The 12,652-nt window shown below is 63.1% G+C and carries 11 protein-coding genes and 1 tRNA gene; 5 read left to right on the top strand and 7 right to left on the bottom strand.

What is annotated here, in order from left to right; all coding sequences use genetic code 11:
• The first annotated feature begins 1,044 nt into the window (after window positions 1-1,044).
• The 3 genes from WDM24_RS39840 (at window position 1,045) to WDM24_RS39830 (ending at window position 2,934) form a co-directional block, all read left to right on the top strand.
• A tRNA-Ser gene (locus WDM24_RS39840) sits at window positions 1,045-1,134 on the top strand.
• Between the two features lie 208 nt (window positions 1,135-1,342).
• Window positions 1,343-2,635, top strand: coding sequence for a hypothetical protein (locus WDM24_RS39835; protein WP_338829592.1), 1,293 nt, complete (start codon window positions 1,343-1,345; stop codon window positions 2,633-2,635).
• Window positions 2,599-2,934 (top strand): hypothetical protein, encoded by a 336-nt coding sequence (locus WDM24_RS39830; RefSeq protein ID WP_338829591.1) that lies wholly within the window; start codon window positions 2,599-2,601, stop codon window positions 2,932-2,934. Before WDM24_RS39835 ends, WDM24_RS39830 begins: the two co-directional genes overlap by 37 nt.
• Window positions 2,935-3,045: 111 nt before the next feature.
• Here the strand turns inward: WDM24_RS39830 and WDM24_RS39825 are convergent, their stop codons facing one another.
• Entirely contained in the window at window positions 3,046-4,137 is a 1,092-nt protein-coding gene (locus WDM24_RS39825; protein WP_338693144.1) for a GNAT family protein, read from the bottom strand.
• A gap of 420 nt (window positions 4,138-4,557) precedes the next feature.
• On the opposite strand from WDM24_RS39825, the gene WDM24_RS39820 reads away from it, so the two are divergent.
• The gene (locus WDM24_RS39820; protein ID WP_338829590.1) at window positions 4,558-5,895 is read left to right on the top strand and encodes an MFS transporter; all 1,338 of its coding nucleotides are present in this window, start codon (window positions 4,558-4,560) and stop codon (window positions 5,893-5,895) included.
• A 57-nt stretch (window positions 5,896-5,952) separates the two neighbouring features.
• On the opposite strand, the gene WDM24_RS39815 is transcribed toward WDM24_RS39820, so the two are convergent.
• From WDM24_RS39815 to WDM24_RS39790, 6 genes are all read right to left on the bottom strand, one after another.
• Window positions 5,953-6,729, bottom strand: coding sequence for an SDR family oxidoreductase (locus WDM24_RS39815; RefSeq protein ID WP_338693140.1), 777 nt, complete (start codon window positions 6,727-6,729; stop codon window positions 5,953-5,955).
• A 43-nt stretch (window positions 6,730-6,772) separates the two neighbouring features.
• Window positions 6,773-7,975, bottom strand: coding sequence for a CoA transferase (locus WDM24_RS39810; RefSeq protein ID WP_338693138.1), 1,203 nt, complete (start codon window positions 7,973-7,975; stop codon window positions 6,773-6,775).
• A gap of 58 nt (window positions 7,976-8,033) precedes the next feature.
• Window positions 8,034-8,996, bottom strand: a complete 963-nt coding sequence (locus WDM24_RS39805) for a 3-hydroxyacyl-CoA dehydrogenase NAD-binding domain-containing protein (protein ID WP_338829589.1) — start codon at window positions 8,994-8,996, stop codon at window positions 8,034-8,036.
• 5 nt (window positions 8,997-9,001) lie between these two features.
• Complete coding sequence (locus WDM24_RS39800; protein ID WP_338693133.1) at window positions 9,002-9,763, bottom strand: acetoacetate decarboxylase; 762 nt, start codon at window positions 9,761-9,763, stop codon at window positions 9,002-9,004.
• Between the two features lie 154 nt (window positions 9,764-9,917).
• A complete protein-coding gene (locus WDM24_RS39795; RefSeq protein ID WP_338829588.1) occupies window positions 9,918-10,340 on the bottom strand; it encodes a TIGR01841 family phasin in 423 nt (140 codons plus the stop codon).
• A 56-nt stretch (window positions 10,341-10,396) separates the two neighbouring features.
• A complete protein-coding gene (locus WDM24_RS39790) occupies window positions 10,397-12,043 on the bottom strand; it encodes a fatty acid--CoA ligase (RefSeq protein ID WP_338693127.1) in 1,647 nt (548 codons plus the stop codon).
• Between WDM24_RS39790 and WDM24_RS39785 the strand changes: the two genes are divergently transcribed.
• Complete coding sequence (locus WDM24_RS39785) at window positions 12,042-12,410, top strand: hypothetical protein (protein ID WP_338829587.1); 369 nt, start codon at window positions 12,042-12,044, stop codon at window positions 12,408-12,410. The two genes, WDM24_RS39790 and WDM24_RS39785, sit on opposite strands and share 2 nt — an antisense overlap.
• The last annotated feature ends 242 nt before the right edge of the window (window positions 12,411-12,652 follow it).

Raw genomic sequence — 12,652 nt, 5'->3', positions numbered from 1 at the left:
CATAGCAGGATGGGCACGTTTGCGCTTGCCCGTCCTCGTGCATCGTCGTCGTCCGATTCAACTGTCAAACAGCATGTTCGGTGTCATCACCCGCGCATGCGGATGATCCAGTATTCCAGAGACAGGGGTGCTTGAACCGAGAGGTCGCGGCGTACTGGATCGCCCGGTCAAGCCGGGCGATGATGGCTGTGGTGGGGACGCAGCTTCACGTTCTCGCGACATGATCCGCCCGAGCTTTGCATTTCGTTCCGCCCTCTCGTTGAGCAGAGGGCGCAGGGAAAGCCGGGTGCCGATTGCACCCATGGGCCCTGTGCAACAAAAAAGCACAGGGGTAGGACCACAGGTGTAACCGGAGCAATCCGGCTTTCCCTGCGCGATGGGTTACGGCTTATTTCGCGCTCTCCCCGGCGAGACTGGGCTTGTTTGTCACCGCCTCGCGAAGATGCTTCGCATCTCGCGGGGGACACCGGCCGCTAGGGCGTCAGGACCACACGACTTCACCGTCCGCTTCACGCGCATTCGTCGACTGCGCGCTCGGCGTCCACCGCATCTCACCGCAACACCCGTGACGATGCGCAGCGCCCCTCGATCGGGTGAGACGGGAGATTCATACACTGAGTTGCATTTCTGATAAAGCGAAATATTTTTACGCGAAGGGCTTGCGCCGTCGGGCAACTCAGTGGCGGGGGGCTGCGGCTCTATCGACCCGTCATTCCCGGGCGCGCAATTGCGCATCTGAGGGCAGCCCGCAGGGTTGAGCCCGGAATCCATCGGAGCACGGAACAAGCGGCGAAATAGATTACGGTCTCATGCTTCGCATGCCCCGGAATGACGGAGGACGGATCGGTCGGCTGTATCAATTGATTTGCGCCGGTCTTTGACCCGCAGCCGGCCAAAATCTCTCGCAGAGGCACGTGAGGCCGCGGTGCGCGGCTGCCGTCACCGCAAATTTACCCAATCTTTTCAATCCATTGGGGAAATTTCGCGCTCCGGCCCCGCGCTCCCTTGCAAAATCCGCCCCGGCCCTTCAAGAGAGGGCCTCCCGGAGAGATGGCCGAGTGGCTTAAGGCGCACGCTTGGAAAGCGTGTGTGCGGGAAACCGTACCGTGGGTTCGAATCCCACTCTCTCCGCCAGCCGGCTGGATGTCCTCCAAAATGGGCGCTTTCTACAGACCAGCTTGGACAAGCAGGATCGTTCTTTCCACGCTTCATCGCGAACGGGTCATGATGCCACTGGGCCAAGCCAAGCTTGAGCTGAGTGATCGCTGCGGCCACTATCCGCAATGGGAGCAGCCGGACGCGTTCGTTGATCTCGGCACGTCATGACGGGAGCCATGCGGCCATGAGACGGCGCTCATTTGTCCTCGCAGCTATCGCCGTCGCGCTGGCAGGCGCTTCGTTGCTTTGGGCGACGGCGCGTACGACGACCGAATCGCTTTCCCGCCCTTCGGTTTCGGCCGACGCTACCGCGGAGGCAAGAGGCGCTGCGGCATTTGAGGGCGCAGGCTTCGGCGGAATAGGCCTGGACGCGCTGCGAACGCATGCGTTGCCCTGGCGGCTCGTCGCTGCCGCTTTGGTGCTCGACGCCCAGGCGCGCGATAGAAGTGCGACGTTGGCTCGATCAACACTGGATGCGACACTGGCTGGCTTTGGCTTTTTTCCTGGCGCCGAGGTCGCCAATCGCCCCCTCGGCGTTTCGAAAAGCTCCAGTGAATTGCCGCTTGGATTTTCCTACGGCGATCTGGCTCCGCTTGCTGGGACAAAAATCCGCGTGGCCAATCTCGGTTGCGCGGCATGCCACGCCGGCGTCACCTACGGAGCGGACGGAACGCCTGATCCGCGCCGGACATGGCTTGGCATGCCCAATACTTCCCTGGATATCGAGGCCTACACGCTCGCGGTCTTCCGTGCCACGCGCAACGCGATCAAACGCCCCGAACAGTTGATTGCCGCCGTCGACGTCCTTTTTCCGGATATGAGCTGGGGCGAAAAACAAAGCCTGCGCTGGTTTGTGCTGCCGCTGGTCGAGCGGCGTATTGCCGATCTCGGCAACATCGAAAAGCCGCTGCCGTTTCCGAACGGCACGCCGGGCAGCACCAATGGCGTCGCCGCGCTCAAATTTGCGCTCGGCGTTCCCCTCGCCGGCAATGGCGCCGACGATGCAGGGGTCGTTTCGATTCCCGACCTCGGCAGTCGGGTATGGCGGACAAGCCTGCTCGCGGACGGAGCCTATACCGTGCCCGGCCCGGCGCGTCAGATGCCGATGACGGCAAGCGGGCTCGACGATACGCATCTGAAGTCGCTTGCGACGATCATGACTTTCTTTACCGTGCCGAGCATGGGCGTCCATCCCGATGCCGCTCTCGGCAATATTGGAGAGGCCGTCGACGTGATGGCCTTCCTCAAGAGTTACAGGCCGCAGCCATTCCCCGGCGCCATCGACAGGGATCGTGCCGAACACGGTCGCCAGCTCTATGCCACGCAGTCGAATTTCCCAACTGGATCGGCGATGTCGGCACCGACGGATTGCGCGCCAAACTATTCGATGAGCCGCTCGCAGCGGCGATCACCCGGACCGGCTATGGATCGAAGATCGCGGTGGCCCGCGGAGGCAACTATGCGGCCCCTCCGCTGACCGGCATCTGGGCCTCAGCGCCCTATCTGCATAACGGTTCGGTGCCGACGCTCACTTCGCTGCTGTCTCCGGATACGCGACCCCGGCGATTCAATGTCGGCGGTCATGCGCTTGATTTCGAGCAAGTCGGGCTCAAGCTCGACGAGACCGGCAACTATCCCGGCGGTTACAAACCTTTTTCGATGCCGGCCTTGATAGACACGGCGACGCCAGGCAGGAACAATAGTGGGCATCGCTTCGGAGAGAAGCTCGATGCAGGCGACAAGCGCGATCTTATCGAGTATCTGAAACTGCTCTAGCTTTTTGTTTTGACGCGTTTTCTTCACGCGAACCGGGGGCCATCCCGGATCAAGTCCGGGAAAGGCTTTCGCTCGAAAACGCTCTGGTTCAGACCGTCACATCGTCGCGGGTCATGACAATCCCTTGCGAAACAGGTGCAGGCGCTGCAACGGGCGCGCACCCAAACGCTCCATTTGGCGAAGACTCGCAGCGTTGACGTCGCTGATCCAGGTGACGCCAAGCGATTCGTAGCCGGCATCCTTCAGGGCCGTCACCGTGCGGGCCAGCATCGCGCCCATCACGCCCTGCCCATGAAGATCGGGGATCACCGAATAGAAGATGATGACCGCGCGGCGGCGGCGTAACCGATAGCGCAGATAATGAAAAGGCGTCAGCAGGCCGATCCGCGATCGCGTGGCGGCAAGCAAGCCGTTGAGGTCCGGAATGCACACGATCGTTCCGACGGGACGGCCGTTCTTCAAGAGCACCGAAGACAGACGGGGATCGAGGATCGACATCATCTCACCAGCCTGAAACTGGAATTCGTCCGGTGTCAGCGGCACGAACATGGGATTTTTATCGAAGCCGCCGTTGAGCACCAGACGCGCCTGCTCCATCCGTTCCGGAAAGCTGCGCCGTTCGATCGGCGCGAAGCTGAATCCCGCGGAAGGGTCGAGCGCGCGCGTCTGTGGCGCCACAGTCCGCATATCGAGTTCGAAGGTCGTCATCGGAAAGAACGGTTCGAAGCCGTTGGCGGCAAGCAAGGCCGGAATGTGCGGCGGATTGACGACCATGTCCGTATAGGCGCGCGCACTGAACCCGTCGGTCACGACACCGGCTTGTTGCATGGCCGTCAGGTTGAAATTCCCAACCAGTTCCGTCTTGCCTGACTGGCGGGCAAACGAGGCGGCCGCGTCGAGCAAGGCAGCCGCAGCCTCCGCGTCGTCGGCGCAGTCGAAGAATCCGAACTGGGCTCGATTGGTCCCGTGTCGCGTATTCGATTGGCCATGAACGTGCGCGATGATGCGCCCGACCGGGCGACCCTGTCGGTGTGCGGTCCAGAAGCGAAACGGATTGCCCGAAAGCCAGAGCGGGTTCGCCTTGGCATCGAGCATGCGCAGGATATCGCCGCGTAACGGAGATACGTAACCATCGCCGGGGCGATAGGCGTGAAACGGCGCTTCGAAGAACGCCCGGCTGTCTCCAACGCGAAGTTCGATCATTTTGCACTCGCCACGATCAGCCGCGACTCGATGTCGGGTTCCGGATCGAGCCCACCGTGTAGCAAACGATCTTCATTCCCAGGTTAACTTGAGCCCCAAAACTCCTCACGGCATTGAGGCGCAAACGCCGGAGGCGAAGCCACACCTTTCCGGCCGTCGTTCAAACGGTGGGTTGGGGCCCAGAAGGGTCGAATTGATCGAGCCTTTGCCCATCGCAGCGCAGCGCGCTCAAGCCGAGCTGGCCGCGCGGCCGGCCTGAAGCCGTTGATTGCTAATCAATCAAGCAACTGTTAGAATAACAAGAATGTGAATTCCGCCGCGTCGCAACACGATGGAAGCGGCGTCGACCCGCACGTCCAGGCAAATCCATTCTCAACTGGGGCGCAGACTCCAGGCGAATGCCAACCAGGGGAGTGACGAATGTCCATAGGCACGACGAGCGTCGACAGCATTCACAGCCAGGGGCAGAGCGGTGCTCTCGCGCAGCTGTATTCGAAGATCGGCTGGCGCATCCTGCCATTCCTGATGTTGTGCTACGTCGTCGCGTTTCTCGACCGCATCAACATCGGCTACGCCCAGCTCCAGATGAAGCAGACGCTGACCTTCAGCGATGCGACTTACGGCTTCGGCGCGGGAATCTTCTTCGTCGGCTACTTCCTGTTCGAGGTGCCGAGCAACCTGCTGCTGGAGCGCATCGGCGTCCGCAAGACCCTGCTTCGCATCATGTTCACATGGGGCATCGTCGCGGTCGCCATGGCCTTCGTGCAGACACCCACGCAGTTCTATGTCGCGCGCTTCCTGCTCGGCGTGCTCGAAGCCGGCTTCTTCCCGGGTATCATCCTGTACCTGACCTACTGGTATCCCTCGGCCCGTCGCGGTCAGATCATCGCGATGTTCATGACCGCGACGGCGATCGCTTCGGTGATCGCCGGTCCGCTGTCCGGCGCGACCATGAAGTATCTCAATGATATCGATGGCTGGCATGGCTGGCAGTGGCTGTTCATCTCGCAAGGATTGCCTGCTTCGATCCTCGGCCTCGTCGCCTATTTCTATCTTCCTGACAGACCCGAGGATGCGAAGTGGCTGACCGCCGACGACAAGGCCAAAGTCCGCTACCAACTCGACCATGATCACAAGGACGTCGAGTCCTCGTCTCACGCCAACTTCTGGCAGATGATCAGGGATCCGAAGGTCTACGGCCTGGCGTTCACTTATTTCCTGCTGCTGGGCGCGACCTATACGATGGTGTTCTGGATCCCCTCGCTCATCAAGAGCTGGGGCGTCGCCGACCTGTTCCAGGTCGGGCTGCTGGCCACCCTGCCGCAGATCGCGGGCATCATCGGCACCGTGCTGATGGGGCGCCATTCGGACAAGACGCGCGAGCGGCGCTGGCATTACGTCGCCTGCGTCGTGGTCGCGGCGCTGGGACTGATGACCATCACCTTCTCCCACGGCAATCTGCTGGCTTCGGTGATCGGTCTGACCTTGGCGGGACTGGGCTTCGTCTCCGCGACGCCGCTGTTTTTCACCACGACCACCGAGTACCTGTCCAAGGCCAGCGCCGCGGGAGGCATCGCGCTGATCAGCAGCCTCGGCAATCTCGGTCCGGCAGTTGCCCCGTCGGTGACCGGCTACATCACGGCGGAAACCGACTCTTCGCTCTATAGCACCTACCTGATCGTGGCGGCGTATATCCTCTCAGGCCTGCTGCTGCTGGCGATCGTCAAGGTGGCGGATCCGACCGACGATAAGTCCTGACGCCGGCAAGGGCGGACGCCGCTGGTGTGCCGCCCTTCGCGTTGCGTCAGGCAAACCCTACGCAGTCGTGGCGAGCCCACCGTCGACCGGAATGACCGCGCCACACACAAAGCTGCTGGCGCGCGACGCCAGGTACAGCGCGATCCCCGCCATATCCTCCGGCGCCCCCATGCGTTTCATCGGAGCGTCGTCAACGACCTGGCGGGAGCCGTGTTCGTCGATCGCATCCGTCATCTTGGATGGGAAATAGCCGGGCGCGATCGCATTGACCGCGATGTGCTTCGGCGCGAGGAATTTGGCCATGATGCGGGTGAGGTGATTGACCCCGGCCTTCGACGCGGCATACGAGTAGGCTTCGAGATGCGTGGTGCGGATGCCCTCGATCGAGCCGATGTTGATGACCCGCGAATAGGCCTTCTCGGATCCTGCCGCCTCCAACAGATCGAGCAGCTTCTGCGTCAGGAAGAAGACCGACTTGACGTTGAGGTCCATGACCTTGTCCCAGCCGTTCTCCGGAAATTCGTGGAATTGCGCGCCCCAGCTCGCGCCGGCGTTGTTGACGAGGATGTCCAGCTTCGTTTCACGCTTGCGCAGTTCAGCGGCGAACCGTTCGATCTCGTCCATTCGCGACAGGTCGGCCGGAATGGCGATGCATTCGCCATGTTTGGACAGTTCCTCGGCCAGCGCCATGCAGGCGTCGGCCTTGCGCGCGGTGATGTAGACCTTGGCGCCGTTCTCGACATAGGCGCGGGCGATCATCTCCCCCAGGCCGCGGCTGCCGCCGGTCACCACCGCGATCTTGCCCTTCACGGAAAACAGCTCTTCGATCTTCATGCGTCGCTCCTGAAAACTGAAACGTCCCTGGCGTCGATGGCCGTCAGCCGACGGCACCCGCCGCGCGCATCTGCGCGATGGCCGCTGCGTCGAATCCGGCTTCCTTCAGCACGTCGTCGGTGTGTTGCCCGACCGAGGGCGGCATCCGCGGCTGCACCTTGTCCACGCCGCGCAGCGAGATCGGGCTGTCGATGGTGCGGGTCTCGCTTCCGGAGAACGGCACCAGGATGTCGTTGTCGAGCAATTGCTGGTCGGTCGGAATGTCCTCGGGCGTCGCCACCACGTCGAACACGATGCCGGCTGCGGTCAGGCGCTTGCGGAATTCCGCACGGTCGTGCTTCTCGAACTCCTTGTCGAGCAGCGCGATCAGCTCCTTCGAGCGGGTCAGGCGGTCCACCTTCTTGGCAAAGCGCGGATCTTCGATCAGGTCCTCGCGGTCGAGGCACTTCATGAAGTCCGGCCACTGCTTCTCCTCGTTGAGGATGGTGAGGATCAGCCAGCGGCCGTCGCGGCACCTGTAATAATTCGTCAGCGCATTGAAGGCGACTTCGCGCGCGGGGCGGTCGGTGAAGGTCGCGCCGCACAGCGCGGCTTGCGCGTTGTAGCCATTGGCCCACAGGCCGTTGGCGACAAGGGAAGAACTGACCTCGGTCCCCTTGCCGGTGAGCTGGCGCTGGTACAGCGCCATCACGATGCCGGAGAACAGCGTGAAGCCCGCGGAGTGATCGCCCATGCCGTTCGCCGGACGCACCGGCACGGATTGCGACGAGGCGCGCACCGTATCCATCAGGCCGGAACGCGCCCACCATGCGGTGACGTCGAAGCCGGGCTTGGTCGCCTCGGCGCCCTTGTCGCCGTACCCGGAAAACGAGGCGTAGACCAGCCGGTCGTTCAGCCCCGCCAAGGCCTCGTAGCCGATGCCGAGCTTCTTGCGCGCGGAAGCAGGATAGTTGGTGATGAAGACGTCAGCTTGCGAGGCGAGGCGCTGGATCACGGCGCGGCCCTCGGGCTTGGCCATGTCGACCGCGAGGCTGCGCTTGTTGCGCGAGCCCAGCATCCACGCATAGTTCTGGTCGCTCCTCGGATGGCCCGGCAATTTGGTGAGATGGCGGTAGGGATCGCCTGAACCGGGCGGTTCGATCTTGATGACATCAGCGCCGAAGTCGGACAGGACCGTGGCCGCCGCCGGCGCCGCGATGAAGCTGCCGCAATCGATCACCTTGAGGCCTTCGAACAAAAGTCCCATCTCGTTCCTCCCCTGGTTCACGTCCCGCTTTGCCCGGATGACGCGATGGCATCGCGCGCTACTGGTCGGTCGCGACCGATCGCAGTGCCCGGATGATCGCGAGCTGCTTGGCGTCGCGCTCGTTTTCCAGCTGCTCCGCCGGGCGTGCCGCGAACGAGGCTTCCGCCTGAGCGATGATCTTGTCCTGCGCCGCCTCGTTCAGATCGACAGGCGCCATGTTCTTCCAGGCCTCGTTGAGGCCGGGGCCGAACTGCTTGAAGAACGACCTGAAGCCGCCGGCGCCGCCACCGAGGTGGAACGAGCGGAACGGGCCGTCAGCGGCCCAGCGCAGGCCGATCGAACTGGTGACGATGTCGTCGAGCTCGTCCACCTTCACGACGCCCTGGATCACGAGATAGCAACACTCGCGGAAGATCGCGCGCTGCAGGCGGTTGGCGACAAAGCCCGGCATCTCCTTGCGCACGACGCGCGGTACCTTGCCGAGCGCGGTGTAGAAGGCGACGGCGTCGGCGACCGCGTCCTCGCTGGTCTTCTCGCCGGGCACGACCTCGACCAACGGGATCAGGTGCGGCGGATTGAAGGGATGGCCGACCAATAGCCGCTCCGGCCGTGAGCACTTCAGCGCCTGTTCCGTCGCGGTCTTGGCCGAGCTCGACGACAGCAGCAGGGCCTTGTCGCCGACGACCTTGCTGATGCGTGCCCACAGATCCTGCTTGAACTCGATCCGCTCCGGGCCGTTCTCCTGCACCAGGTCGGCGCCGGCGACGGCGGTGTCGAGATCGGCTTCGAACCGCAGCTTTGCCTCGAGGTTCGCGGTCGGAAGTCCGAGCGCCTCCAGCGTCGACAGATTGTTACGGATATAGTCGCGGACGAACCCATCGACGTCGGGGCGCGGATCGTTGACGACGACCTCCAATCCGTGCGCCAGGAACACCGCCGTCCAGGACGCGCCGATCACGCCGGCGCCGATGATCGCCGTCTTGCGATAGCGGTTGAGGATGTCTTGCTGGGAGTTGGGCATGGGCCTTACCCCCTGTCCACGGCTGGCGCAGTGTCGGTCAGATAGTCGTAGATGACCGCGGCCGGCGACAGAGTGAGATCAGTGAGAATGTGGGTGGCGGATATGATCTCGCGCACCGGCAAATCGGCCAGCGGGGCGAGCACGTGCTCGAACAGCTGCAGGCGCGCCGGGCCCCGCCACGCGCCCTTGACCTCGATATTGGTGATCTGCGTGCGCACCAGTTCGCAAATGCGCGGACGCTTGGTGTAGCTCGGCAGGATCTTGAGCATGTAGGTCGGAACGCAGATTTCCTGCCGCGCCTTCTCCAAATCGTAGGGCTTGTGCTTGTAGCCCATGGTGGCACGCGCCACGCTCAGCACGCCGTAATCCAGTGTGCCGACCAGCGTGTCGGAATCGACGAACAGTTTCGCCGAGCCAAGCTTCTTCGGAAAGGCGCTGAGCTCGCGGCCGGCGGCGATCGCCGGCAGATTGTCGAGATACATGCCGATGATGTACTCGCCCTTCTCCTCACCGTGACGCACCACGGCGGCCTGGCCGCATTCGACATAGGAGCCGTAGCCGGTGGTGTCAGGCATGTTCATCACCTCGAAGCGGACCAGCGGCTCGTCGACCTCAAGCGGCTCCGGGACCTGCCTCACCAGTGCTTCGCGGTCCGTGCGATAGGTGATGTTGAGATATTCGCGCGAGGTGAAGCGATGGGGGCCGGGAACGAAGGCCGGCGCGCCGGTTGGGGTGGTGTACTGCCTGAGAACGTCTTCCTTTTTCATGGTGATGTCCGTTCCTGAGTTCCGGTGCGTCAGTCGGTGTCGGCCGTGTCTCGCGTTCCTGTCTTATTTCCCGGCACGAAGATCGGCCAGATTTGCCGCTGAGTCCATCCGGTCAGCCGCCGGCGTCGGCTGGCGCGAACGCTGAGATCAGAAATCAGGTGGTCTTGCCGTCGATCGCCGCGCGCGCCTCGGCGATGCTTTCACGGATCCGGTTCATGATGGTGGTCGACGCCCCGGCGCCCGACTTCTGCACCAGCTCGGCAATGTCCTTGGTGTTCTTGACCACCGCGTCGAAGGCGCGCCGCGCGAGCTCGGCTTGCTTGGCCGCAACCTCTTGCGGAGACCCTTGAGGCTTGAATTCGGCGATCAGCTCGCGGCTCTGGCGCGTCACGTCGGTGAGAATGTCCTGCTGCAGTGCGAGCAGCGCGCGACCGTCCTGCGAGAGCGCGAGCGTCGATGCCTGCATCGCCTCGACGTTCTTGCGATGGGTCTCCAGCAGGGCGTCGTAATCGATCTTCGGCAGGTTGAACTGCTTGCCGATCTCGGCAAACATATCCATGATCGTCTTCTCGGCCATTGTTCCCTCCTTGCGATCGGTGTTTTTGCTGCGTTGCGTCAGGCCGATCTGCGACCTCAGCCGTCGCCGTATTTTGCCCGCAGCGCCTTCTTGTCGATCTTGCCGACGCTGGTCTTGTCGAGCGCGTCGACGAACAGGATGCGGTCCGGAATGGCGAAGCGGGAGATCACGCCCTTGTCGGCGTAGCCCTTGACGTGCGCCTGCACCGCGCTCTTGTCGATGCTGTCGGCGGAACCCGTCACCAGGATCGCCAGCGGACGCTCGCCCCATTTCGGGTCGGCGACGCCGATGATCGCCGCCTCCTTGAGGCCCGGCATATGCATCAGGATATCCTCCAGCTCGATCGACGAAATCCATTCGCCGCCGGTCTTGATGACGTCCTTCATGCGATCGGTGATCTGGACCACGCCATGGGCCGACATGGTGCCGATGTCGCCGGTGTGAAGATAGCCGCCTTCCCAGAGCTTCTCGGATGCGGAGGGATTGCCGAGGTAACCCATGGTCAGCCAGGGCGCGCGGACCACGATTTCGCCGGAGGTCTTGCCGTCGTGCGGGACGTCCTTCATCGCGTCGTCGACAACGCGGAGATCGACCAGCGGGACGGGCGTGCCGGTCTTGGTCCGCAGTTCGGCCTCCGCGTCGGGATTGCCGGTCAATTCATGCTCGCGCAGTTGCGCGATGGTCAGGATCGGGCCGGATTCCGACATGCCGTAACCGGCGAAAATGTCGATGCCGCGCTGCATCGCAGCCTTGGCCAGCGCTTTCGACAGCGCCGAGCCGCCGATCACCATCTTGAGCTTCGACAGGTCGACGTCGTTGCTGTTCGGCGCCGAGAGCAGCATCTGGAGGATGGTCGGCACGCAATGGCTGAAGGTCACGCCCTCGGTCTTGATGAGATCGAGCAGCAGGTCGGGCTGATAGCGGCCCGGATACACCTGCTTCACGCCGGCGGCGGTCGCGGCATAGGGCAGCCCCCAGCCATGGACGTGGAACATCGGCGTGATCGGCATGTAGACGTCTTCGCGGTGGAAGCGGCCTTGCCGGGCCGGCGAGCCGAAGCCGACCAGGTCGATCAGCGTGTGCAGGACGAGCTGACGATGGCTGAAATAGACGCCTTTCGGAACGCCGGTCGTGCCGGTCGTATAGAACATCGTGGCGCGCGTGTTCTCGTCGAAATCCTGGAACGCGAAATCCGGCGACGCCTTCGCCAGCAATTCCTCGTAGCGACCGGCGACCTTGCCGGCCGCCGCGGGGAAGCTGCCGTCATCGGAGATCAGAATGATGCTCTCGACGGATTCCAGCTTGTCGCGCAGCTGCTCGACAAGCGGCAGAAACTCGACATTGACGAGCAGCAGTTTGGGACGCGCATGGTTGAGCGTGAACAGCACCTGCTCCGGCGACAGGCGGATGTTGACCGTCTGCAAGGTCGCGCCCAGCATCGGGATCGCGAAATAGCACTCCAGATAACGCGGGCTGTCCCAGTCCAACACGCCGACAACGTCGCCGCGCACGACGCCCTGCGCCGTCAGGGCGCCCGCCAGCCGGCCGATCCGTTCGTGAAGGTCGCGATAGGTGTAGCGACTGATGTCGCGATAGACGATCTCCTGGTCTGCCGCTTGCGTCATCGGAGCGTGCAACAGGTGCTTGATCAGCAGCGGATACTTGTAGGCTGATGGCGTATGCTCGATCAGGAAATCGGACATGATGCGCTCCGGGGATCTGGAAGGCGTTGGCCTGCGCCGGCAGGTTCATCGCAGCGAGATATTTGGAGAAGGTCTGCGCGAGCAGGTTCTGCGCCGCGAGAGATTGGTTATCCGGTTCGTCGCCTGGCCGAACCCGGCGGCCTTGATGGCATCGGCGCCGGGCGAATGGCCCGCATCCTCCCGTTGGCGCCGCAGGTCGCGCCAAACGTATCCGAAATCCGGATTGGTCCCGTGGCTCACGGCGCTCCTCCTGGTGGCGGATCGTTGTCCTGCCGATCGCTTTCGCCGTAAGCTCACCCGAGGCCGAAAGTCTCCGGGGAATGCCGCTTGGCGACGCATTTTCTTATTCTATCGCTCGCTTGATTGAATAGCAAGTCGTCGCGATTTGTCGGCGGATGATGCTCCGTCAGAAACCCGAATCGGGGACGACTTGTCCGGGAAGACCGCGATGCCCGGCCGCCCGGAGCCGGGAGGCAAGACGCGCCGGAGGAGCACCATCTGCCGAAGGGCCAGATGCTTTGCTCCGCCATCGCCTTCGGCGAGCCCGGCTTGCGGTTCAAGGGAAGACGCCGCGGGCCGACGACGGCTACGAAGTCCGGAAGGCCGCAC

It is taken from the genome of Bradyrhizobium sp. 27S5, assembly GCF_037217225.1.
In the GTDB taxonomy this organism is placed as follows: domain Bacteria; phylum Pseudomonadota; class Alphaproteobacteria; order Rhizobiales; family Xanthobacteraceae; genus Bradyrhizobium; species Bradyrhizobium septentrionale.
Note: the sequence above shows the minus strand (reverse complement) of the source record. Positions and strands in the feature narration are given on the sequence as shown.

Excerpts from the sequence above, each read along its gene's own strand:
- WDM24_RS39835 (WP_338829592.1), top strand. The coding sequence starts at position 1,343 with ATGAGACGGCGCTCATTTGTCCTCGCAGCTATCGCCGTCGCGCTGGCA.
- WDM24_RS39825 (WP_338693144.1), bottom strand. The coding sequence starts at position 4,137 with ATGATCGAACTTCGCGTTGGAGACAGCCGGGCGTTCTTCGAAGCGCCG.
- WDM24_RS39820 (WP_338829590.1), top strand. The coding sequence starts at position 4,558 with ATGTCCATAGGCACGACGAGCGTCGACAGCATTCACAGCCAGGGGCAG.
- WDM24_RS39815 (WP_338693140.1), bottom strand. The coding sequence starts at position 6,729 with ATGAAGATCGAAGAGCTGTTTTCCGTGAAGGGCAAGATCGCGGTGGTG.
- WDM24_RS39810 (WP_338693138.1), bottom strand. The coding sequence starts at position 7,975 with ATGGGACTTTTGTTCGAAGGCCTCAAGGTGATCGATTGCGGCAGCTTC.
- WDM24_RS39805 (WP_338829589.1), bottom strand. The coding sequence starts at position 8,996 with ATGCCCAACTCCCAGCAAGACATCCTCAACCGCTATCGCAAGACGGCG.
- WDM24_RS39800 (WP_338693133.1), bottom strand. The coding sequence starts at position 9,763 with ATGAAAAAGGAAGACGTTCTCAGGCAGTACACCACCCCAACCGGCGCG.
- WDM24_RS39795 (WP_338829588.1), bottom strand. The coding sequence starts at position 10,340 with ATGGCCGAGAAGACGATCATGGATATGTTTGCCGAGATCGGCAAGCAG.
- WDM24_RS39785 (WP_338829587.1), top strand. The coding sequence starts at position 12,042 with ATGATGCGCTCCGGGGATCTGGAAGGCGTTGGCCTGCGCCGGCAGGTT.
- WDM24_RS39790 (WP_338693127.1), bottom strand. The coding sequence starts at position 12,043 with ATGTCCGATTTCCTGATCGAGCATACGCCATCAGCCTACAAGTATCCG.